This is a genomic window from Nocardia sputi, assembly GCF_023501985.1.
The window spans coordinates 41,688-63,993 of record NZ_JAMFLC010000002.1 but is presented as its reverse complement, the minus strand read 5'-3'; the positions used below and the strand labels follow the sequence as shown (position 1 = coordinate 63,993).

General features: G+C 67.2%; 20 protein-coding genes and 3 pseudogenes. 14 read left to right on the top strand and 9 right to left on the bottom strand.

Features of this window, described 5'->3' with window-relative positions:
- The first annotated feature begins 21 nt into the window (after positions 1–21).
- From moaA to M8859_RS02800, 4 genes are all read left to right on the top strand, one after another.
- Complete coding sequence (moaA, locus tag M8859_RS02815) at positions 22–1,080, top strand: GTP 3',8-cyclase MoaA (protein ID WP_195069343.1); 1,059 nt, start codon at positions 22–24, stop codon at positions 1,078–1,080.
- Positions 1,073–1,315 carry a MoaD/ThiS family protein gene (locus tag M8859_RS02810; protein WP_159921195.1) on the top strand — a complete coding sequence of 81 codons (243 nt, stop codon included), beginning with the start codon at positions 1,073–1,075 and terminating at the stop codon, positions 1,313–1,315. The genes moaA and M8859_RS02810 overlap by 8 nt, the downstream gene beginning before the upstream one ends.
- A 258-nt stretch (positions 1,316–1,573) precedes the next feature.
- A complete protein-coding gene (locus M8859_RS02805; RefSeq protein WP_159921197.1) occupies positions 1,574–2,287 on the top strand; it encodes a YciI family protein in 714 nt (237 codons plus the stop codon).
- A 1-nt stretch (position 2,288) separates the two neighbouring features.
- On the top strand, positions 2,289–3,524 hold the full coding sequence (locus M8859_RS02800; protein WP_249643706.1) for an RNA polymerase sigma factor: 1,236 nt from the start codon (positions 2,289–2,291) through the stop codon (positions 3,522–3,524).
- A 4-nt stretch (positions 3,525–3,528) separates the two neighbouring features.
- On the opposite strand, the gene nadE is transcribed toward M8859_RS02800, so the two are convergent.
- Together nadE and M8859_RS02790 are read right to left on the bottom strand one after the other, a co-directional pair.
- Positions 3,529–4,353, bottom strand: a complete 825-nt coding sequence (nadE, locus tag M8859_RS02795; protein ID WP_195069342.1) for an NAD(+) synthase — start codon at positions 4,351–4,353, stop codon at positions 3,529–3,531.
- 22 nt (positions 4,354–4,375) lie between these two features.
- Entirely contained in the window at positions 4,376–4,981 is a 606-nt protein-coding gene (locus tag M8859_RS02790; RefSeq protein ID WP_159921344.1) for a TetR/AcrR family transcriptional regulator, read from the bottom strand.
- Positions 4,982–5,125: 144 nt separating this feature from the next.
- Between M8859_RS02790 and M8859_RS02785 the strand changes: the two genes are divergently transcribed.
- The 7 genes and pseudogenes from M8859_RS02785 to M8859_RS02765 all read left to right on the top strand — a co-directional run bounded on the left by M8859_RS02785 (position 5,126) and on the right by M8859_RS02765 (position 11,200).
- Positions 5,126–5,695, top strand: coding sequence for an NAD(P)H-dependent oxidoreductase (locus M8859_RS02785; protein WP_159921203.1), 570 nt, complete (start codon positions 5,126–5,128; stop codon positions 5,693–5,695).
- A gap of 391 nt (positions 5,696–6,086) precedes the next feature.
- Positions 6,087–6,320, top strand: a complete 234-nt coding sequence (locus M8859_RS02780; protein WP_039799742.1) for a redoxin NrdH — start codon at positions 6,087–6,089, stop codon at positions 6,318–6,320.
- A gap of 83 nt (positions 6,321–6,403) precedes the next feature.
- The gene (gene nrdI, locus M8859_RS02775) at positions 6,404–6,865 is read left to right on the top strand and encodes a class Ib ribonucleoside-diphosphate reductase assembly flavoprotein NrdI (protein WP_159921205.1); all 462 of its coding nucleotides are present in this window, start codon (positions 6,404–6,406) and stop codon (positions 6,863–6,865) included.
- Positions 6,866–6,927: 62 nt separating this feature from the next.
- Positions 6,928–7,401 (top strand): annotated as a pseudogene (locus M8859_RS37475) (ribonucleotide reductase N-terminal alpha domain-containing protein); the annotation flags it as partial.
- Positions 7,390–8,595 (top strand): annotated as a pseudogene (locus M8859_RS37470) (LAGLIDADG family homing endonuclease); the annotation flags it as partial. The pseudogenes M8859_RS37475 and M8859_RS37470, both read left to right, overlap by 12 nt.
- A gap of 24 nt (positions 8,596–8,619) precedes the next feature.
- A pseudogene (nrdE, locus tag M8859_RS37465) lies at positions 8,620–10,236 on the top strand (class 1b ribonucleoside-diphosphate reductase subunit alpha); the annotation flags it as partial.
- 142 nt (positions 10,237–10,378) lie between these two features.
- A complete protein-coding gene (locus M8859_RS02765) occupies positions 10,379–11,200 on the top strand; it encodes an SAM-dependent methyltransferase (protein ID WP_159921207.1) in 822 nt (273 codons plus the stop codon).
- A gap of 105 nt (positions 11,201–11,305) precedes the next feature.
- Here the strand turns inward: M8859_RS02765 and M8859_RS02760 are convergent, their stop codons facing one another.
- Positions 11,306–12,298, bottom strand: a complete 993-nt coding sequence (locus M8859_RS02760; protein WP_159921209.1) for an LLM class F420-dependent oxidoreductase — start codon at positions 12,296–12,298, stop codon at positions 11,306–11,308.
- A 202-nt stretch (positions 12,299–12,500) separates the two neighbouring features.
- Between M8859_RS02760 and M8859_RS02755 the strand changes: the two genes are divergently transcribed.
- The gene (locus M8859_RS02755) at positions 12,501–13,043 is read left to right on the top strand and encodes a hypothetical protein (protein ID WP_195069340.1); all 543 of its coding nucleotides are present in this window, start codon (positions 12,501–12,503) and stop codon (positions 13,041–13,043) included.
- A 213-nt stretch (positions 13,044–13,256) separates the two neighbouring features.
- Here the strand turns inward: M8859_RS02755 and M8859_RS02750 are convergent, their stop codons facing one another.
- The 4 genes from M8859_RS02750 to M8859_RS02735 all read right to left on the bottom strand — a co-directional run bounded on the left by M8859_RS02750 (position 13,257) and on the right by M8859_RS02735 (position 17,199).
- The gene (locus M8859_RS02750) at positions 13,257–14,204 is read right to left on the bottom strand and encodes a TauD/TfdA dioxygenase family protein (RefSeq protein ID WP_159921211.1); all 948 of its coding nucleotides are present in this window, start codon (positions 14,202–14,204) and stop codon (positions 13,257–13,259) included.
- A 175-nt stretch (positions 14,205–14,379) separates the two neighbouring features.
- Complete coding sequence (locus M8859_RS02745; protein ID WP_159921213.1) at positions 14,380–15,270, bottom strand: ABC transporter permease; 891 nt, start codon at positions 15,268–15,270, stop codon at positions 14,380–14,382.
- Complete coding sequence (locus M8859_RS02740; protein ID WP_159921215.1) at positions 15,263–16,120, bottom strand: ABC transporter ATP-binding protein; 858 nt, start codon at positions 16,118–16,120, stop codon at positions 15,263–15,265. Before M8859_RS02740 ends, M8859_RS02745 begins: the two co-directional genes overlap by 8 nt.
- Complete coding sequence (locus M8859_RS02735) at positions 16,117–17,199, bottom strand: ABC transporter substrate-binding protein (RefSeq protein ID WP_159921217.1); 1,083 nt, start codon at positions 17,197–17,199, stop codon at positions 16,117–16,119. Before M8859_RS02735 ends, M8859_RS02740 begins: the two co-directional genes overlap by 4 nt.
- A gap of 663 nt (positions 17,200–17,862) precedes the next feature.
- Between M8859_RS02735 and mgtE the strand changes: the two genes are divergently transcribed.
- On the top strand, positions 17,863–19,227 hold the full coding sequence (gene mgtE, locus M8859_RS02730) for a magnesium transporter (RefSeq protein ID WP_159921219.1): 1,365 nt from the start codon (positions 17,863–17,865) through the stop codon (positions 19,225–19,227).
- A gap of 156 nt (positions 19,228–19,383) precedes the next feature.
- Here mgtE and nrdF read toward each other — a convergent pair whose 3' ends face one another.
- On the bottom strand, positions 19,384–20,346 hold the full coding sequence (gene nrdF / locus M8859_RS02725) for a class 1b ribonucleoside-diphosphate reductase subunit beta (protein ID WP_159921221.1): 963 nt from the start codon (positions 20,344–20,346) through the stop codon (positions 19,384–19,386).
- A gap of 517 nt (positions 20,347–20,863) precedes the next feature.
- Here nrdF and M8859_RS02720 point away from each other — a divergent pair.
- Positions 20,864–21,256 (top strand): DUF7144 family membrane protein, encoded by a 393-nt coding sequence (locus tag M8859_RS02720; protein WP_159921223.1) that lies wholly within the window; start codon positions 20,864–20,866, stop codon positions 21,254–21,256.
- 15 nt (positions 21,257–21,271) lie between these two features.
- Here M8859_RS02720 and M8859_RS02715 read toward each other — a convergent pair whose 3' ends face one another.
- On the bottom strand, positions 21,272–22,231 hold the full coding sequence (locus M8859_RS02715; protein WP_159921225.1) for a dioxygenase family protein: 960 nt from the start codon (positions 22,229–22,231) through the stop codon (positions 21,272–21,274).
- Positions 22,232–22,306: the final 75 nt, after the last annotated feature.

Below are 22,306 nucleotides of genomic sequence, written 5' to 3'. Positions count from 1 at the left end.
ACAGGCGGTCATAATGGACGTGTGACTCTGGTCGAGATCGGGATTCCCGCCGTGCGTTCCGGGCGTCCCTCGCTCGCCGGCCGGCCCGATACCCCTTACTTGCTGGATCGTTTCGGACGCGTCGCCCGCGACCTACGCGTATCCATCACCGAGAAGTGCTCGCTGCGCTGTACCTACTGCATGCCCGAGGAGGGGCTGCCGGAGATTCCGCGGCACGAACTGCTCACGGTGGAGGAGATCGTTCGGCTGGTGCGCCTCGCGGTGCGGGATCTGGGGGTGCGTGAGGTCCGCTTCACCGGGGGTGAGCCGCTGATGCGCCGCGATCTGGAACAGATCATCTCCGGGTGCCATGCCGAGGTGCCGCACATCCCGTTGGCGATGACGACCAACGGTATCGGGCTCGAACACCGCGCGCGCGGCCTCGCCGCCGCGGGCCTGCGCCGGGTGAACGTGTCGCTGGACACGGTGGACCGGGCCGGTTTCGCGCGGCTGACGCGCCGCGACCGCCTCGAATCGGTGTTCGCGGGCATCCGTGCCGCCCGGGCCGCTGGGCTGGCCCCGATCAAGGTCAACGCCGTCCTGATGCGCCAAACCCTCGCCGGAGCACCGGATCTGCTGCGCTGGTGCCTGGACGAGGGCTGTGAGCTGCGTTTCATCGAGGAGATGCCGCTCGACGCCGACCACGAGTGGGCCCGCGCCAACATGGTCACCGCCGCCGAACTGCTCGACGTACTGGGCGCCCGGTTCGAACTCACCGAGGTCGGCCGCGCCGACCCGTCGGCTCCCGCGGAGAAGTGGCTGGTCGACGGCGGGCCCGGCACCGTGGGCATCATCGCGACCGTGACCCGCAAGTTCTGCGACACCTGCGACCGCACCCGGCTCACCGCCGACGGCATGCTGCGCTCCTGTCTGTTCAGCGACCAGGAATTCGACCTGCGCCAGGCGCTGCGCTCCGGCGCGGGCGACGAGGAGGTCGCGACCCTCTGGCGCGGCGCGATGTGGGACAAGTGGGCAGGTCACGGGATCGACGCCGAAGGCTTCGTTCCTCCGGAGCGGACGATGGGAGCCATCGGTGGTTGAGATCCGCTATTTCGCCGCGATCGCCGACGCCGTCGGCAAGGACAGCGAAACCCTCGATCTCCCGGCCGGAGCCACGGTGGCCGACCTGCGGGCCGCCCTGTCGGCGACCTACGGCACGGACCTGGAGAAGATGCTGTCGGTGTGCGCCTACCTGATCGGCGACGAACTCACCCGCGACCCCACGGCCGCGCTCAGCCCGAGTGTCGACGTCCTGCCACCCTTCGCGGGCGGATAGGCGCTGGGGCGGGATAAAGGCCTTCGCCGACCGCTCGGCAGGACACGACATGGGCAGAGGGTGCCTGCGTTTCCGCGCCGGAGCGGATCTATGTCGAGTTGATCCGCGATCTGCTGCGCGACCGCCGAGGCGAACGGCGGGCGAGTCCGCTGAGGCCGCGCGGGATTTCTCCGGGCGAAGTGTAGAGATCGGCCCGCGCGTTTCGTCGTCCGAGTAGAAGGGGTATCCGAGCCCCTCGCTGCGAGGAAGGATGACGTTATGCACTACCTGGCGACACTGGTAGGACGTGAAGACGGCCCCGGGGTCCGGCCCGGCACCCCGGAGTTCGACGCGGAGGTGGCGAAGTACGCGGCGTTCGAGGAACGCGAGGCCGCGGCGGTCGCGGGCGGCGTGGCGCTGTACCCCTCCGCCGACGCGCTGCACATCCGGCGGGCCGACGGTCGGACGCTCGTCACCGACGGCCCGTTCGCGGAGCAGGCCGAGGTCGTCGGCGGGTTCTACGTCTTCGAGGCCGCCGACCTGGACGAGGCCATCCGGCTGGCGCGTCAGGTGCCCGCCGCCGAGGACGGAGCGGTCGAGGTGCGCCCCATGGTGATGTGGTCGCCCCACGACACCCCGCGCGCGGATTGGTGGTTGGCGCTGCTGTGGGAAGTGCCGGACGCGGTGATCGCGCCGGGCAGCCCGGAGTGGGACGACGCGGTCGCCGACCATGAGCGGTTCGGTGAGAAGCACGCGGCGGCCCTCCGCGGTGGCGGGGCGCTGCAACCGCCGTCCTCGGCGACCACGGTGCGGGTGCGCGACGGGAAGCTGCTGCTCACCGATGGTCCGTACGCGGAGTCGGCCGAGGTGGTCGACGGGCTGTACCTGTTCGCCGCGCCGGACCGGGAGCAGGCGGTGCGGATCGCGGCGGCCATCCCGCTCGGCGAGCGCGGGCGCACCGAGCTGCGCCGGGTCGTGGACTTGGGCGACTGACGTGCGGACGGGGCAGGCCGCGACGATCGACGCCGTCTACCGCGCCGAGTTCGGCCGGGCTCTGGCGACGGTGGCCAGGACCGTCGGCGACATCGGACTGGCCGAGGACGCCGTGCAGGAGGCATTCGCCGACGCCGTGCGCACCTGGCCGGAGCGCGGGCTGCCGTCGAACCCGGGGGCGTGGATCACCACGGCCGCCCGCAATCGAGCGCTGGACCGGCTGCGGCGCGAGTCGGCGCGGGCGGCCAAGGAATACGACGCGGTCCTGACCCGGACGCCGAGCGAGGAGAACGAGGTGTCACCGGTGCCGGACGACCAGCTGCGGATGATCTTCGCCTGTTGCCATCCGGCACTGGCGCGACCCTCGCAGGTGGCCCTGACGCTGCGCCTGGTGTGCGGGTTACGGACGGCCGAGATCGCGCGTGCCTTCCTGCAACCGGAACACACGGTGGCGCAACGGCTCACGCGTGCGAAGGCGAAGATCCGGCAGGCGGGCATCCCGCTGCGGGTTCCGCCCGCGCACCTGATGCCGGAGCGGGTGCCGGGTGTGCTGGCGTGCGTGTATCTGGTGTTCACCGAAGGGTATTCCGCCACTTCGGGTCCCACCGCGGTGCGCGACGAGCTGTGCGACGAGGCGATCCGGCTCGGCAGGCTGCTGTGCGAGTTGCTTCCAGGGGAACCCGAGGCGCGGGCGCTGCTGGCGCTGATGCTGTTGCAGGACAGCCGCCGGGAGCAGCGTCGGCGCGACGACGGGGAATCGGTGCCACTGGAGGAACAGGATCGGCCGCGGTGGGACCACGCGATGGTGCGGGCGGGGCTGGCGTGCCTGCGGTCCGCCGAAGCCGAGGGCAGCGGCCCGTACCTGGTGCAGGCGCGCATCGCCGCCGCGCATGCGACAGCGCCGAGTTGGGCGCGGACCGACTGGCACTCGATCGCCGCGGAATACGACGAACTGCTGCGGCTGGCCCCGTCACCGGCGGTGTCGGTGAACCGCGCCGTGGCCGTGGGATTCTCCCGCGGATTCGACGCGGGTTTGGCCGCCCTCGACGAGGTCGCCGACGATCCGCGGCTGGCCGGATCGCACTTGGTCCCCGCGACCCGCGCCGACCTGCTGCGACGCAGCGGCCGGTGGCGGGAGGCCGCGGCGAACTACCGCGTGGCGTTGGCACTGGCGCGCAACGATCAAGCGCGGCGGTTCCTGGCTCGCCGTCTCGCCGAAAGCGAGGCGGCTCGCTAGGCCTCTAACGCCACCAGGTGTCCAGCGGAGTCACCGGGACAGTGCGCTTGTGCCGGGTGCCGCGGAAGATGGTCTCCAGCCGCTCGGCGACCTCCGGAGTGACCTCTTTGCCCTCCAGGTAGTCGTCGATCTCGCTGTAGCGCAGGCCGAGCGCCTCCTCGTCGGGCAGGGCGGGGCGGTCGTCCTCCAGATCGGCGGTGGGCACCTTGGACCAGATGCTGGCCGGTGCGCCGAGTTCTTGGAGCAGCGCGGCGCCCTGACGCTTGGTGAGGCCGGTGAGCGGAGTGAGGTCGACGCCACCGTCACCGTACTTGGTGAAGAATCCGGTGACCGCCTCGGCCGCGTGGTCGGTGCCGACCACGAGCAGGTTCTCCTGTCCGGCCAGCGCGTACTGGATCACCATGCGTTCGCGCGCTTTGATGTTGCCGCGCACGAAGTCCCGCAGTTCGTGGACCTGCAACGCGGTCGCCGTCTCGGCGGCCGCGGCGTTCGCGCTGGGCCGGATGTTCACCACGACTTCGCGGTCGGGCTGGATGAACCGCACCGCGATTCGCGCGTCCGCCTCGTCGGCCTGCACGCCGTAGGGCAGCCGGACGGCGAGGAAGGTGGCGTCCACGCCGTCGGCGCGCAGTTCCTCGACCGCGAGCTGGCACAGCCGGCCTGCCAGCGCGCTGTCCTGCCCACCGCTGATGCCCAGAACGAAACCTCGTGCGGGGGTGGCGTTCAGATAGTCCTTGAGGAAATCGACGCGGCGTCGTACCTCGTCCTTCGGTTCGATCGTCGGCCGGACGCCCAATTCACTGATGATCTGTTCGCGCAGGTTCCCCATGGCGCCCGAGTCTATAGGCGTTTCACCGGGCGACGACGCGCCGAACGACGCTCTCCCAGTTGTCGCCGATCTGCTCGCGGGTATAGCCGAGAACCTGCATCTGGTGTATTACCAGCGCCGCGCCCATCATCGCCAGCAGTCCGTCGGCGAGCAGCGGGACGTCTCCAGTCACGTCGGCCTGCCGCAGCAGCATCGCGACATGCGCGCGCAGCAATCCGTACGGCCCGCCGGAATAGCGGTCACCGGCCTCGCCGATCTCGGCGGCGCGATGCAGTTCGCCTTCCACTTCGATGTCCAGCAGCCGGGCTCGACCGAAGGCGACCAGTCGTTCCACCGGGTGTGCGCCCGGGCCGAGCGGCGGCGGCCCGAAGATGAACGCCTCCTGGAACTTCTGCTCGGAGTGGTCCAGCAGCGCGAGCATCAGGCCGGACCGGTTGCCGAACCGGCGGAATACCGTGCCCTTGCCGACCCCGGCGCGTTTGGCCAGCGCGTCCATGGTGAGGCTGTCGACGCCCTGTTCACGCACCAGCTGCTGCGCCGCGTCCAGCAACAGGCGGCGGTTGCGCGCCGCGTCGGCGCGTTCGGCGGGCCCCGACGTGCCGGGCAGCGGCGCACCGACGTCGAGCAGCCCACGTACGCCGGATGGCGACGCGTCGGGTGTGGGGTAGTTCACAGCGCTCACGCAGACTCCGCGGGAAGTAATCGGACCATGGTCCGGTTAGTGTGTGATGAACGTACGGACACCACCTCATTCAGTACACCAGGAGTCGTCATGAGTCAGACCCGCATTCTTGCACTCGTCGGTAGCCTGCGTGCCGCCTCGGTCAACCGGCGGCTGGCCGAGGCCGCCGCACATACCGCGCCGGAGGGTGTCGAGGTCACCCTCTACGACGGACTCGCCGACATCCCGTTCTACAACGAGGACATCGACGTGCCCGGTTCGGTTCCCGTGGCCGCTCAGGCGCTGCGCGACGCGGTCGCCGAGGCGGACGGCCTGCTGGTGGTGACCCCGGAGTACAACGGCACGCTGTCGGCGGTGTTGAAGAACGCGATCGACTGGGCCTCTCGCCCCTACGGCGCGGGCGCCATCAAGGGCAAGCCCACCGCCGTGGTGAGCGCGTCGATCAGCCCGAACGCGGCGCAGTGGGCGCACGGCGACGCGGTCAAGGCGCTCGGCGTAGCGGGTGCGCGGGTGGTCGAGTCCGCGCATCTGCACTTCGGCGTCATCGGCGAGCGGTTCGGCGCCGCGCATCCGCGCGACGATGCCGAGGCGCTGACCCAGCTGGCCGGCACCGTGCGCGAACTGGTCGAGGCCACGCGCGGCGAACTGGCGTCGGTGTAAGCTCCATCTCCGGTTTCGAACGAGGGTCACCGTGGCCTGCGCGGCGGTGGCCCTCTTCGCACGCCTGGGGGGTTGCTGAAAGTAAGCTGAAGCGCCGATCAGTGATCTGCGCCACTGTTTGATGCGGGGGTGAATCGAGCGTCCTGGTACTTCTCTCGATGGAATTTCACCGATGTGACTCGCTACATGTCGTGTTGTAGGAATCTGTCGGCCACTAGGTGTAGTGTCTTCGCTACTGGAAGACGGTGAGAGGCCCCGCTCATCAGAGGTCGGCCACGCGTGGCTGATCAGGGGATTCGGGTCCGGCTCCAGGAGTTTGCGCAGCATACGTCGATCGTGCATGCATACGGATCTCAGGCTGTGGATCAGGCACAAGGAGAGAGGGACATCAATGACCGTCACCGTGTACACCAAGCCCGCTTGCGTCCAGTGCAACGCCACCTACAAGGCCCTCGACAAGGCCGGGGTGGACTACGAGGTCATCGACATCTCGGAGAACGACGAGGCGCGTGACTACGTCATGGCCCTCGGGTACTTGCAGGCGCCGGTCGTGGTGGCGGGGGACGATCACTGGTCGGGCTTCCGGCCCGACCGCATCAAGTCGCTCGCGACCGTGGCGGCCTGAAGCCTGCGCAGCTTCCTGTTCATCCGAGGGGCGAGCGCCGGGTGGTCCGCCGCGCGGCACTCCCGAGAAGAAGGAAGGCGACCATGTCGGAGACGACGGCGCTGGTCTACTTCTCCAGCGCTTCGGAGAACACGCATCGCTTCGTCGAGAAGCTGGGACTCCCGGCGACTCGCATACCACTGCACACCGCCGACTCGCTGCGCGTAGAGGAACCGTACGTGCTGATCGTCCCCACCTATGGGGGCGGTCGGCACGTGCTGGGGGGCGACCGATCCGATAAGGATTTCCTACCGCGGCAGGTCGCCAAGTTCCTCAACGATCCGCACAACCGCGCCCTGCTGCGCGGTGTCATCGCGGCGGGCAACACGAACTTCGGCGACACCTTCTGCTACGCGGGCGAGCTGATCGCACGCAAGTGCGGGGTGCCGTACCTGTATCGCTTCGAACTCATGGGAACCGCTGAGGACGTCGAACGCGTCCGAGAGGGATTGGGATTGTTTTGGCAACAGCAACGACAGCACCGGCCGGAAAAACAGCTCGCTTAGAGCAGCCCCCGGTCCGCGGCGCCGAAGCGGGCGAGGTCCTCGACTACCACGCCCTCAACGCCATGCTGAACCTGTACGGTCCGGACGGCGAGATCCAGTTCGACAAAGACCGTGAGGCCGCCAACCAGTACTTCCTGCAGCACGTCAACCAGAACACCGTCTTCTTCCACAATCTGGACGAGAAGCTGGACTACCTGGTCGAGGAGAACTACTACGAGGCAGAGGTACTCGACCAGTACAGCCGCGAGTTCATCAAGAAACTGTTCAAGCAGGCCTACGCCAAGAAGTTCCGGTTCCCGACCTTCCTCGGCGCCTTCAAGTACTACACCTCCTACACGCTGAAGACCTTCGACGGCAAGCGCTACCTGGAGCGGTTCGAGGACCGGGTGTGCATGGTGGCGCTCACCCTCGCCGCCGGTGACGAGGCGCTGGCGGGCAAACTGGTCGACGAGATCATCGAGGGCCGCTTCCAGCCGGCCACCCCGACCTTCCTGAACTCGGGCAAGAAGCAGCGCGGCGAGCCGGTGTCGTGCTTCCCCGCCGGTACCCCGGTGGACACCAGCGAGGGCCCCCGCCCGATCGAGAGCCTGCGCCCGGGCGACCGTGTGCTGTCGCACGACGGCTCGTACGCGGTAGTCGAGAAGCTCATCGAGAACCCGAACGATCAGGCGCTGGTCTCGATTTCGCACTTCGGGCACAAGGAGCCGATCCGGTGCACCCCGGAGCATCCGATCCTGGTCTGGACCACCCGTGACGTCGAAACCCTGATCGATGGCGACGGTGCCGACCCGTTCAACGGTTTCGTATGGTTGGCGGCTCAGGATGTGCACCCGTCCGATTTCATCGTGACGACCGCTCCGCTCGACACGCGTGACCGCCGCGTTTTCGATCTGATGGACGTCGTCGGGGCGGGCCGCTACGAGGAGGTCGACGGGCTGATTCGTAAAGTGAATGTGGACGCCAAGCATCGGAACAAGCAGCGGTACAACCAGAATTTCGTAGCGGTCAACCGGTATGTCGAGGAGTCCTACGAGTTCGGCCTGATCCTCGGTTGGTACCTTGCCGAAGGACATGTGTCCAAGCGCTCGGGTGTGGACGGGGTCGCGCCGAACGGCGTTCACTTCACTCTCGGCGCGCACGAAGCCGAGTACCACGTCGAGTTGGGCATGGCCTTCAAGCAGGTGTTCGGGGCCGAGTTGACCCTGCACACCAACCATTCCGACCACTCCACCCGAATGGTATGCAACAGCAAGGTCGTCGCATCGTTGATGCTGTCGCTGGCCGGCACGGGCTACGCGACCAAGCGGCTGTCACACGAAGTGATGACCGCCGACGAAGATTTCCTGCGTGGCCTGGTAGCCGGCCTCTTCCGTGGCGACGGATGCAGCACCAGCGGTGGAATGGTGCTCGATCTGGTCAATCCCGAGCTGATCGATCAGGTACAGCTGATTCTGCGGCGCCTGGGCATCGTGTCGGTGGTCCGCAGCTACCTCAATCAGGCCGGGAACCCAACCGGGCAGATATTCGTGCCCGGCCTGCCCGGCACCAATGAAGAGTTCATCTTCGACATCGGCAAGAACCTGTACAACTACACCGGGCGAAAAGGCACGAAGCGCACAACATACCAGGTCGTTCACGGCCGCCACGTGTACGGTGTCCGAGCGATCGAGCGCACCGAGTACGCTCCCGATAAGGTGTACAACCTCCACGTGGAGCGCACGCACACCTACACGATTCGCGGCGCCGTCGTCCACAATTGCTTTCTCCTTCGCATCGAGGACAACATGGAGTCCATCGGGCGCTCGATCAACTCCGCGCTGCAGCTGTCCAAGCGTGGCGGCGGTGTCGCTCTGCTGCTGAGCAACATTCGCGAGCACGGTGCGCCGATCAAGAAGATCGAGAACCAGAGCTCGGGCGTCATCCCGATCATGAAGCTGCTCGAGGACTCGTTCTCCTACGCCAACCAGCTCGGCGCGCGTCAGGGCGCGGGCGCGGTGTACCTGCACGCGCACCACCCGGACATCTACCGGTTCCTGGACACCAAGCGGGAGAACGCGGACGAGAAGATCCGCATCAAGACGCTCTCGCTGGGCGTGGTCATCCCGGACATCACCTTCGAGCTGGCCAAGAAGAACGAGGACATGTACCTGTTCTCGCCCTATGACGTGGAGCGCATCTACGGCAAGCCGTTCGCCGACATCGACGTCACCGAGAAGTACTACGAGATGGTCGACGACAAGCGCATCCGCAAGTCGAAGATCAAGGCGCGCGAGTTCTTCCAGACCATCGCCGAGTTGCAGTTCGAGTCCGGTTACCCGTACATCATGTTCGAGGACACGGTGAACCGGGCCAACCCGATCGCGGGCAAGATCACCCACTCCAACCTGTGCTCGGAGATCTTGCAGGTCTCCACGCCCTCGGAGTTCAACGACGACCTGTCCTACGCCAAGGTGGGCAAGGACATCTCCTGCAACCTCGGGTCGCTGAACATCGCCAAGACGATGGACTCACCGGACTTCGCACAGACCATCGAGGTGGCCATCCGGGCGTTGACCGCGGTGTCGGACCAGACCCACATCTACTCGGTGCCGTCCATCGAACAGGGCAACAACTCCTCGCACGCCATCGGTCTCGGACAGATGAACCTGCACGGCTACCTGGCGCGGGAACGGATCCACTACGGGTCCGAAGAGGGCATCGACTTCACCGACATCTACTTCTACACCGTGGTCTACCACGCGATCCGGGCGTCGAACCGGATCGCGATCGAGCGCGGTACCTACTTCGGCGGCTTCCCCGAATCGAAGTACGCCAGCGGCGAGTATTTCGACAAGTACACCGATCGGGCGTGGGAGCCGAAGACCGATCGCGTCCGCCAGTTGTTCGCCGACGCGGGCGTGCACATCCCGACCCAGGACGACTGGCGTGAGCTGAAGGCCTCGGTCATGGAGCACGGCATCTACAACCAGAACCTGCAAGCGGTCCCGCCGACCGGGTCGATCTCCTATATCAACCACTCCACCAGCTCCATCCACCCGGTGGCGTCGAAGATCGAGATCCGCAAGGAGGGCAAGATCGGGCGCGTCTACTACCCGGCGCCCTACATGACCAACGACAACCTCGAGTACTACGAGGACGCCTACGAGATCGGCTACGAGAAGATTATCGACACCTATGCCGCGGCCACCCAGCACGTGGACCAGGGCCTGTCGCTGACGCTGTTCTTCAAGGACTCCGCTACCACCCGCGATCTCAACCGCGCCCAGATCTACGCCTGGCGCAAGGGCATCAAGACCCTCTACTACATCCGGCTGCGCCAGATGGCCCTGGAGGGAACCGAAGTCGAGGGTTGCGTCTCCTGCATGCTGTGATCGGCGTAGCGAACAGGGTGGCCTCCCGCCCGGGGGCCACCCGGCGGCCTATTCCCATGCCGGGCCTCCGTTGTGGTGCGGTGTCCGGTCCGCATCTGGAATATGCTGGCGCAGAGGCGATCCGGTAGTGATGGGAACGACGATGACCGATCTCGGCGGCAACGGTGAGCCGCTCAGGGCAATCCATGACTCGAGCGTGCCGAGCAGCGCCCGAATATACGACTACGTCCTGGGCGGGAAAGACCACTACCAAGTGGATCGGGACGCGGCCGAGAAGGTGATCGCGGCGTTTCCCACCGCTCGTGTCGCGGCTCGGCAGAACCGGCTTTTCATGCACCGCGCGGTGAACGCTCTCACCGCGATGGGTGTGGTGCAGTTCCTCGACATCGGTACCGGCATCCCCACCGAACCGAATCTGCACCAGGTGGCCCAGGCGCCGAGCCCCGAAGCGCGGGTGGTCTACGTGGACAACGACCCGATCGTGCTGAGCCACGCCCGCGCGCTGCTCACCGGTACGCCGGAGGGACGCACGGCTTACATCGACGCCGACCTGAAGGACCCGGGAGCGATCCTGTCCGCGCCCGAACTCGCCGACACCCTGGACCTGAAGAGCCCGGTGGCGTTGAGCCTGGTCGCGGTGCTGCACTTCCTGTCCGCCGAGCAGGACCCCTACGGCATCGTCGAGACGTTGCTGGATGCCCTCGCGCCCGGTTCGTTCCTCGTGGTCTCGCATATCACCGCCGACCTCGAACCCGAGATCATGGACAATGCGCTCGACGTGTATCGGCAGAGCGGGGTCTATGCGCAGACGCGCACGCGGGACGAATTCGCCCGGTTCTTCACCGGATTGGAACTTCTGGACCCGGGAATCGTCGTCGCCAACCAGTGGCGCCCGGCCACCGCGTCACCGGCATGGCTCGACTCGCAAGTCAACTGCTGGAGCGCGGTCGCCCGTAAACGGTGAACTGTGCTGTTCGCCGCGCCCGCGCGGAGCGTCGGCGGCCTCCGGTCTCGCGGCCGAGCGTGGATTTCGCGGGCTCGGCCGCTCGGAAGACCTGTTCGTGGGCGATCAACTCAACGCGGGAATCACTTCGCGTTCGAAGAGTTCGATGCCGGAGGTGTCGTAGGCGGCTTCGGGAAAGTTGAGGATGGCGTAGCCGAGGCCGAGGTCGCGAACTCGGCGTAGGTTCTCGATGATCTGCTCGGGAGTGCCGATCGTGGCGCCGCTGCTGTGCAGCATGTCCAGGTAGGTCTCGGCCGAGTCGGCGCCGATGACGGGAGTCAGGCGTGCGGTCAGCGCGGCGAGGCGATCCTCGACTTCGGCCTGGGTCGAGCCGATGGCGACGTTGAAGTTCGAACTGCGGACGATAGCGTCGAAGTCGCTGCCGACGTCGGCGCAGTGCGCGCGCAGCACCTCGGACTTGTGCGCGAATTCGTCGGGATCACCGCTGAAGTTGGTGTATTTGGCGTATTTCGCGGCGATGCGCAGCGTCTTCTTCTCCCCGCCGCCCGCGATCCACAACGGAATACCGTCCTCCTGCAACGGAAGCGGACGGACGATAGCGCCGTCGACCTGGTAGTACTTGCCGTCGAGAGTGGCCGAACCGGTGGTCCAGGCCTGGCGGAAGATCTGTACACCCTCGTCGAGGCGGCCCAGTCGTTCGCCCGCGGACGGGAAGCCGTAGCCGTAGGCGCGCCACTCGTGTTCGTACCAGCCACCGCCGATACCCATCTCGACACGGCCGCCCGAGATGAGGTCGACCGTCGCGGCCACCTTGGCGAGGTAGGCGGGGTTGCGGTAGCTGATCGCGGTACACATCTGGCCCAGGCGGATGCGCGAGGTGGTGGCGGCGAACGCCGACATCAGCGTCCATGCTTCGTGCGTGGCCTCTTCGGTGGGGACCGGAACGGTGTGGAAGTGGTCGTACACCCACAGCGATTCCCACGTCGAGTTCGCATCGGCGCGCTGGGCGAGGTCTCGCATCACCCCCCACTGGTCGGCTGGGTCGATGCCGACCAGATCGAGCCGCCACCCCTGCGGAATGAAGATGCCGAAGCGCACGAATATCTCCTTCATATGTACCCGAGCCGCCGCGGCGAGCGCCGCGGCTTTCCTTCCCACTGTCGCGAGTGCGCCGCTCGCCGGCAACCGTTCGGCGCTCGACGCACCCAATTCCGCGCACGGCGGACCAGGCCGCGCCGCCGGTCGCCTGTGGTGAAATCCGCTGGCGGGAGACGGGGCGCATGCCGCACGCTGGAACTGTATGAACGAAAGACTTCACAACGATGGAAGGCAGCCCCGGCTCGGCGTCGATTTCGGCCGGGTCATCCAAGGGGCGGCCATGGCGCCCGGGGACGAGGACACGGTGTTTCTTTCCGGCGGTCTCGAGCAGGCGCTGCGCACCCCGCCCAGCCCGGGCGCTTTCGAGGTGTTGACGCGCTTGGTGCAGCGCTTCGAGGGACGCGCGTGGGTCATCTCCAAATGCGGCCCCGAGATCGAGCAGCGCACCCGGCAGTGGCTCGACCACCACGACTTCTACGACCGGACCGGGATCGCCCGCGACAATGTGCGCTTCTGCCGTGCCCGGGGGGACAAGGCGGTGCACTGCGCCGAACTCGGCATCACGCACATGATCGACGACCGCCTCGACGTGCACCGCGTGCTGCGTGATCTGGTGCCGTACCGGTTGCTGTTCGGCGTGCAGCCGGAGCCGATTCCCGAGTGGGTGCTCCACGTCCCGACCTGGGACGAGGTGGAGCGAGCCGTGCTGGCGACGACAGATCCGACGCCGCCGGTGCACCCGTAGCCCAGTGGGCGGCCTGGTGCCTGTCGATGAGCCCGGTCGAGCAGGCTTTCGGCAGTTCGAGAAGCTCGCCGTGACGGCCGAGTACCGCATGATTCCCCTGGCAGCGGTTCCCGAGTCGGCCGGCCGTAGTTCTGGTCGGCTCGCACATGTCGTGACGGCGCGAATCGGCCGGGCGTCCTGCGCGGTACCCGGCCGATTCCGCCTGTCCGGTTCCTACGCGCCGGTGAACTTCGCTCCGGCGATGGACTTCGACGGCTCACCGTCCACGCCGACCGGGATGTCGCCCTCGAGTGTGGTGCGGTACAGCACCCGGGTGACGTCGAGGTGGTCGAGATCGCTCGGCGCGAGGTGCGCGGTGACGCGGTTGTCCCAGAACGCGATGCTGCCCTTCTGCCAGCGGAACCGCACCGTGTAGGCCGGGTTGGTCACTTCGTCGAACAGCAGTTTCAGCACGGCGTCGCTCTGATGCGGGGCGAGTCCGACGATCCTGGTGGTGAAGCCGGGGTTGACGAACAGGGCCCGTTCGCCGGTCACCGGGTGCACCCGGACGACCGGATGCTCGGTGACCAGCGGCGCGGCCGCGACCTTCTTCGCGTAGTCGCTGTCGGCATCCCAGACCGGCCTGCTGCCGCCGAACCGGTGTTCGGCGCGCAGCCCTTCGACGAAACGCTGGAGCGACTCCGGCAGGTTCTCGTAGGCGGCGACGAGGTTCGTCCAGCCGGTGTCGCCGCCGCGTTCCGGGGCGATCTCGGCGCGCAGGATCGAGGCCGCGGGCGGGTTGATCAGCGCGGAGACATCGGTGTGCCAGTGGTTGGTGTAGCTGAATTTCCGCACACCGAAGCGCTTCTCGTACAGCCGGCTGTCGACCGCGAGGATCTCGGGGTGATCGGTGGGCGCGTCGTCATCGTACGGGTGCGACGGCGTGACCGCGCCGAACCGGCGGGAGAAGGCTATCTGCTGAGCGTGGTCGATGTGCTGATCACGGAAGAACAGCACCTTGTAGGTGTGCAGCGCGTCGGTGATGGCCGCGACCTGCTGGTCGGTCAGCGGCTCGCGCAGATCGACGCCGGAGACGTCGGCGCCGAGGTAACCGGCGACGGGAGCGACGTGCACCGCGTTATCGGTGGCGATCGAGAGAGGGGTTTCGTGTACGGCGGTCATCGGGAGAACTCACTTCGGAATAGAGGATCGGGCCGGTGTAGACCGGAGAAGCGGGTGTCCGGCAAGGTGACAAGCGCTGCCGCACACCCGCATGAAGTCGACAACGCGCCGTTTGGTCAGCGCCCGCACGGCGACCCCTTCCGGATGCGACGATCCTGGAACCGGGCGGTCATGGTCAGCCGTTCGCCGGGGCGCGCCACCGCGAGAGGCGTCGTTCGAGGGCGACCAGCAGGCCGTTGAACCCGAGACCGAGCAGCGAGATGGCGAGGATGCCCGCGTACATGTTCGGTATCGCGAAGTTCTGCTGCGCGGCGGTGATCAGATAGCCGAGACCGGCTCTGGCCCCGAACATCTCCGCGGCGAGCAGTACCAGGATCGAACTGGCGGCGGCCATCCGCAGACCGGTGAAGATGGACGGCAGCGCCGCGGGCAGGATCACCTTCTGGAACAGGCGCAGCGGCGAAAATCCCAGGGAAGCGGCGGATTTGACGAGCAACGGATCCACGGTGCGCACGCCGGTGATGGTGTTCAGCAGAATCGGGAAGAAACTCGCGTAGACGACGATGGCGACCTTCGAGGTCTCACCGATGCCGAGGATCAGCAGGAACACCGGGAGCAACGCCAGCGCCGCGGTGTTGCGGAACAGTTCGAGGATCGGGTTCAGGAAGTCCGCCACCGGCTTGTACCAGGCGATCGAGATGCCCACCGGAATGCCCGCGGCCAACGCGAGCGAATACCCGACCAGCGAACGATTCAGGCTCGCGGAGATGTGTGTCCACATCTCCCCGCTCACCACCAAATCGGCGAACGCCTGGGCGACCACCGAGAACGGCGGCAGGAACACCTCGTCCACCAGCCCGAGGGCCGGGGCGATCTGCCACAGCAGCAAGAACAGCGCGATCACGAACGTCGGTTTGAACACCCGCCAGGCGAAGCGGCTCGCGATCCGGACGGCTCGGGTCAGCGGGGCGGACGCCGCCTTCACCCGGGGCGTCGAGGCGGGCCGGGTGGGCGCGGCCGGCTTCTCCCGCACCGGCCGCTCGCTCAGCTGTATGGCACTAGACATGGGCCGTCCTCTCGGTGGTGGATTCGATGTCGGCGGTGCGGTCCGACAGGGACTCCCGTTCCAGGCTCGCGGCCCGCTGGACCTCGCTGTGCAGCAGCGTCCAGATCTCGTGGCGGTAGTCGCGGAAGCGTTCGGAGGAGCGGATGTCGTCGGCGGCGTCCCGGTCGATCTCGACCTCGACCACGGCCTTGACCCGGCCGGGTCGTGAGGTCAGCACGGCCACCCGCTGGCCGAGGTATACCGCCTCGTCGATGCCGTGGGTGATGAAAAGGACGGTCTTGCCGGTGGCCCGCCAGATGCGCAACAGCTCGTCCTGCAACGACTCCCTGGTCTGCGCGTCGAGCGCGGCGAACGGCTCGTCCATCAGCAGCACCTCGGGATCGAACGCGAGACTGCGCGCGATCGCGACGCGTTGCTTCATGCCGCCCGACAGTTCGTGCGGGTAGCGGTCGCCGAAACCGGAGAGGCCGACCAGCTCCAGGTAGTGCTCGGCGAGCTCGCGGCGCGCCTTGCGGCGCAACCCTTTTGCTTCCAAGCCGAATTCGATGTTGGCGCGGGCGGTCCGCCAGGGCAGCAGCGCGTACTGCTGGAAGACGATCCCGCGATCCAGGCCTGGCCCGGTGATCGGCTTGCCGTCCAGCAGGATCTCACCGGAGGTCGGCTTGCTCAGCCCGCCGAGCAGGTCCAGCAGGGTGGACTTGCCCGACCCGCTCGGGCCGACCAGCACCAGGAACTCGCCCTCGCGCAGCTCCAGCGAGATGTCCTCGATCGCGGTGAGCCGCTCGTGCGAGCCGCGCACCGCGAACTGCTTGCCCACCGCGGTCAGCGATAGTTTTGTCGCCGTGGTCATTTCGCGGCCACCGCCTCTCCGGTCGGCCCGGCCTCCGGTTGATATCTGCCGTTGGCGTACGGGTTGAACTCGTTGGTGTACAGATCCGCGGCCTTCAACTTGCCGTCCGGCAGTTCGCCGTTGCGCACCAGCCAGTCGATCCAGATCTGCAGTTCCTTCTCCGCGACCACCGCGCCCGGCGCCGGAATGCCGGAGCTGAGCCAGTACGGCACCAAGCTGGTGTTCTCGTTGCGGCCGCGCTTGCCGATGATCTGGACGAACCGCTCGCGCACCTGGTCACGGGGCGTCACCTGCAACCAGCGGATCGCGCGCGCGGTGCCTTGCACGAAGTCCTCCACCGCTTCGGAATTCTTGGCGATGTAGTCGTCACGGAAGACATACGTGCCGTAGCCGAAGGTGCCGAAGATGGCCTTGTCGGTGTACAGCGGATGGATGCCGCCGCGTTGCAGGGCGGTGTCCCGGAAGACGCTGCCCAAGGCGCCGACGTCGACCTGCCCCTTGCGCACCGCGTCCTCGGTGTTGGCCGGTGGCACGACGACCAGTTCCACCTGCTTGATCTCGTCGTCGGACAGGCCCTGCCGATGCAGCCACTCCCTGGTGATGAACTCATGGTGTGCGCCGAGAGTGTTGACGGCGACCTTCTTGCCGATCAGATCGCGTGCCGAGGTGATGCCGGAGTCGTCACGCACGTAATAGCCGGTGAACGACTCCTCGTCCGCGCCATAGGAACTGAGCACGGAGGTGACTTTCGCCCCTCCCGCGATCAGCTTCACCACCGCACCGTTGAACGCACTGCCGACCTCGACCTGATTCGTGGCCGCGGCCTGGATGCTGGCCGGGCCACTGGTGGTGTCGCCCTCCCACCGCAAGCTGATCTTCGTGAAGTAACCGAGGTCGTCGGCCAGTTCGAAGGGGTTCACCTGCCCGGTGCTTCCTTGGTAGCGGAGCACGGTCTTGCCGTCGGCGGTTCTGGCGGGAGCGGACTCACCGCATCCGGTGAGCACGGACAGGCCGGTGAGCACCGTTGCGGCGGCGGAGAGAGCGCGGGCGACGCGCCGGGAGGATAGGGGGAGAGGCATTGTTCGTACTTTCGAAGACGAGAAGACACCGTGCGGGGGGATGCTCGGCATGCGGCGACACCGCGGCGGAAGCAGCGGCGGTTGATGTCCACGCGGATCCGGTCGGGACCGGTGGCCGCGCTACGTCAGCGGCAACAGATTCCGTGCGGAACGCGCATGAAGTCGACCGCCCGACGGCGGATCAGTGCTGTTGCTGTCGACACTTCGAGACTTCCGTGAGCTGTGCTGAGGCGTGGGCCTGCTCCGGTGACCTTGCCGGGTCCGGGGCCTGCTCGGCTCATACTGTCCCGGTTCCCAAGCGTGGGAGCAACAGTTCTACGCCGGGTGCGTCCAAACTTGCGCTCCCGATGGTCCGCGTGAGCGGTGCGCGAAAGCCGGTTCGGTCACAACGCCCGATCGAAGGCGATCATTGTCTGCGAAGCGATGTAAGCTGCACGAGGACGTTTCGCGTCCGCGAGATGTTGATCCGAATGGTGCGGATATCCGAGATCCGCGGCGACGACGAGAGGGAGGTGGGGTAGCGATGCGCAGCGAACCTCCCAGTCGAAGGCCGCGCGGCGCCGCCCCTTCGCATTCCTGATCAGGTCGCGACGGCAGGGGCCGGCGCCCGCGGTGTGAATTTTCGCGTTCTCTGTTCACTCACGCATGTGCTGAGGTCCTCCCATGTCGCAGACCGACATCATCGAAGTACGTCCGACGCTGTCCGAATCCCTCCAGGACATCGTCGAAACCCGACGCGTGGACGCCGCGTTGGACTGGCTCGGCAACCATCCGCCGCACGTCATCGCCGATCAGCTCGCCCGCATGGACGCGGTGCGGGCCGGGATGGCGTTCCGCCTGCTCGACAAAGACCTGGCGCTGGCCGTCTTCGAGGAGCTCGAGCCGGTGGACCAGCAGCAGATCCTGCAGGGGCTGCGTGATCAGAGCTTCCGCGACCTGGTCGAGGGCATGGCGCCCGACGACCGCGCCCGCATGCTGCGCGAAGCGCCTGCCAAGGTCGCCAAGAAGGCGCTGGCCGGGCTGAGCCCGCGCGAGCGGCGGATGACCGCGAGCCTGCTCGGCTACCCGGAGGGCTCCGCCGGTCAATACATGACGCCGGAGGTGGTTGCGCTGCCGCGCGACCTCACCGTGGCCGCGGCGCTCGCCATGGTGCGAGCCAAAGGCGCCAACGCCGAGACGGTGTACACGCTGCCCGTCGTCGACGGGGGCAGGCGGCTGACCGGCATCGTCGAACTGCGCGAGCTGGTGCTCAGCAAGCCCGAGACGATGGTGTCGGAGCTGGTCGTCACCGAGCCCGCCTTCGCTCGCGCCACCGATTCCGCGGAGAAGGCCGCCCGGTTGATGCGCGAGACCAACGACATCAACCTGCCGGTGGTGGACAGCGAGGACCGGCTGGTCGGGCTGCTGACCATCGATGACGCGGTCGAGGTGATCGAGGCCGCCGACAGCGAGGACGTCGCGCTGCAGGCGGGTTCCGCGCCGTGGGAGGGCCACTACATGGCCGCCGGGGTGTTCCAGCTGGCCCGCTATCGCGCGCTGTGGCTGCTGCTGTTGCTGTTCGCGGCGACCCTGACGGTGAGCGTGACCGACTTCTTCGAGGGCACCTTGCAGCAGGCCGCGCACCTCGCGCTGTTCATCCCGCTGCTCATCGGCGCGGGCGGCAACGCGGGCGCGCAGGCCGCCACCGCCTGTGTGCGCGCGGTCGCGGTCGGCGAGGTCCGGGCGTCGGACCTGCTGAAGGTGATCTGGCGGGAATGCCGGGTCGGCCTGGTGCTCGGTTCGCTGCTGGCCTCGGTGGGCCTGGCGATCGGCGCCCTGTTCGTCGGCCCGCGCATCGCTCTGGTCGTCGGGATCACCCTGATCCTGATCTGCGGCTGGGCCGCCACCATCGGCGGCACCATGCCGCTGCTGGCCAAGAAGCTGCGCATCGACCCGGCAGTCGTGTCCGCGCCGATGGTCACCACCCTGGTCGACGCCACCGGCCTGATCATCTACTTCACCACGGCGAAACTGGTGCTGGGAATCTGAAGGTCCGAATGCGCGGACCCCGAAGGGATTCCGCGCCGGGAGCCGGCTTCGTATCGGGATCGATGCCGACCGTTTCGTGAAAGGGTCAGCCCGGGGTGTGCCGAACGGGTCGCGGCGGCGGACCGGTCCGCCGCCGCGTCGCATCGTGGCGGTCGTTCAGAACTCCCAGTCCTCGTCCTCGGTGTTCACGGCCTTGCCGATGACGTAGCTCGAGCCGGAGCCGGAGAAGAAGTCGTGGTTCTCGTCGGCGTTGGGGGACAGCGCCGAGAGGATGGCGGGGTTGACCTCGGTTTCGTCCTTGGGGAACAGGCCCTCGTAGCCGAGGTTCATCAGCGCCTTGTTGGCGTTGTAGCGCAGGAACTTCTTGACGTCCTCGGTGAGGCCGACCTCGTCGTAGAGGTCCTGGGTGTATTCGACCTCGTTGTCGTAGAGCTCGAACAGCAGCTCGAAGGTGTAGTCCTTGAGCTCGGCGCGCTCGGCTGGAGAGGCCAGCTCCAAGCCCTTCTGGTACTTGTAGCCGATGTAGTAACCGTGGACGGCTTCGTCGCGGATGATCAGCCGGATCATGTCGGCGGTGTTGGTGAGCTTGGCCCGCGACGACCAGTGCATCGGCAGGTAGAAGCCGGAGTAGAACAGGAAACTCTCCAGCAGTGTGGAGGCGACCTTGCGCTTGAGCGGATCGTCTCCGTTGTAGTACCCCAGCACGATCTCGGCCTTGCGCTGGAGGTTGCGGTTCTCCTCCGACCAGCGGAACGCCTCATCGATCTCGCGGGTGGAGCACAGCGTGGAGAAGATCGAGCTGTAGCTCTTGGCATGCACCGACTCCATGAACGCGATGTTGGTCAGCACCGCCTCTTCGTGCGGGGTCAGCGCGTCCGGGATCAGGCTCACCGCGCCGACCGTGCCCTGGATGGTGTCCAGCAGGGTGAGGCCGGTGAAGACCCGCATGGTCAGCTGCTTCTCGTCGGCGGTGAGGGTGTTCCACGACGGAATGTCGTTGGAGACCGGCACCTTCTCCGGCAGCCAGAAGTTGCCGGTCAGCCGGTCCCAGACCTCGGCGTCCTTTTCGTCGGGCACCCGATTCCAGTTGATGGCCGACACCCGATCGATCAGTTTCATCCTGCCTCCACGCCTTTCCCGAGCACGCTGCCGTCACGGAATTCCTACCCCCGGGACACTACTCCTTGGGGGTGACATCTCCGCTCAGCACAACACCTTGTGTCGCCGCGACCGGTGTCCCACCTGGGAAAGAACGCGGGGACGCGCCGCGCGCGGCCACCCATTGTGCGGCACGCACCCCCGGGCGGCCACATCGGCACCGGCGCACGAATCGATCGCCGAATGTTTGCCATACGGTGTCCGGGGAGCTGGTATCGGTGGACCGCCGACGCGACTCACAGGGGCGGATGCTCGTTGCCCCGCGGCCGCGAAAGCGTTGCCGGATCCGTCCATTCGTCATGCCACCGGCGTGCCGAGGCGTCGATCGTGCCGGAAGTCACGACCGCCGCGGGACGATCCGGGGATCGCACCGCTGCCGCGCGGCCACGGACCCACCCGTCCACCTGCGCCGATCCGGCCGGGCGAGCGGCTACGTTGGGCGCAGGATGTCCCCTGTGTTCGGAAGGAGTGAGTTGCCATGACCAGTCCGATCACCACCCGTCCGGTGCTCAGCGACATGACGATCTTCGCGGGCGTGCTCATCCTCGTCGCCGGTGTCCTGCATCTGTTGACGGCCATGGCGGCGATCGGGGGACGCGACGTCTTCTTGGTGACCGAGGATCAGGTGTTTCTGGTCGATGTCGCCACCTGGGGATGGATCCATGTGACGATCGGGGTGCTGGCGGTGTGCGCGGCACTCGGCGTAGTGTCGGGCAGGACCTGGGGTTTTCTCGCCGGTATCGGGCTGGCGGCGATCAGCATCCTGGACAACTTCCTGTTCGTGTCGATCTACCCGTTCTGGGCGCTGGTGCTGATCGCCATCGACGTCCTCGTGATCTGGGCGCTGGCCAGGCAACTCGCCACCGCGTGATCGCGGGCCGCCCGGCTACCGCGGTGGGCGGCCGCCGGGCCCTCCGCTGCCGCCGGGCGGGCGTCCACCGGGCTGGGCACCGGAACCGTTGTCCGACCGGGTGTTCTGTGATCGCTCGGCGACGCCAACGGTGAGCGAGGCCCGCATCCCGGAGGACGGCTCGCCCGACACCGTGGCCAGTTCCGCGTCCCAGCCGTCGCCGAAGACGTTGTCGGAGGCGAGCGTGACTTGCGAAAGGTTCGCCACGCTGCGCGCGTAACCGGAGTCGTGGGCGAATACCGCCTCGCAGGTGTTCTGCGGCAGTGCGATCTGCGAGGTCAGTCGCGCGTTCTGGCCGGCGACCGCGGTCTCGAGCGAGTCGTAGACCTCGAAATGGATGTGCGGCCACCGTCCCGAGTAGCAAGCCGGGAAGATCGACGTGAACGACACCTTGCCGTCGCCGTCGGCCACCTGGACGCCGCGCAGGTAGTTCTGCTCGGTGACACCGCTGCTGTAGAGCGAGTAATTGCCGTCCCGGTCGCAATGCCAGACGTACACCGCCATGCCCGCTCCAGCCGCCCCGCTGTTCGCCAGATCGCGCAGCGTCAACTCGAGCGTCATCGCAACACCCAGCGCGACACCGGAATACGAACCGAACGAGGTGGTGATGTCGCTGCGCACCACACCCGACTCGATGAGGACGTTGGGTCCGTTGGACCCATCGCCCGGATACGGTCCCGCGGTCTCCTGTGGCGCGGCGGCGATGTCGCCGGATCGCGCGGTGGTCGCTGATCCGGTGCCGGAGGTCGTGGCCGCCGTCTCGTCCGATCCCGTCGCGCAGCCGCCCACGACCGCCGCCGCGCCCGCCGTCGCCCCGAGGAAGAACAGGGCGCGGCGCCGGGACACCAGAACCTTCATATCGTGTGCGAGGCCGAGATCGTGCTCGTGCCTCTCACCGCGTCGTACGCCCACAGTCTGCCTTTCGTCGGTCGACATCGTCCCCGTGACGTTAGGAACGTGCGCTCGTGATCGGCTGGGATCGCGCTGGGAGTTCGCTGTGAACCGGCGGCC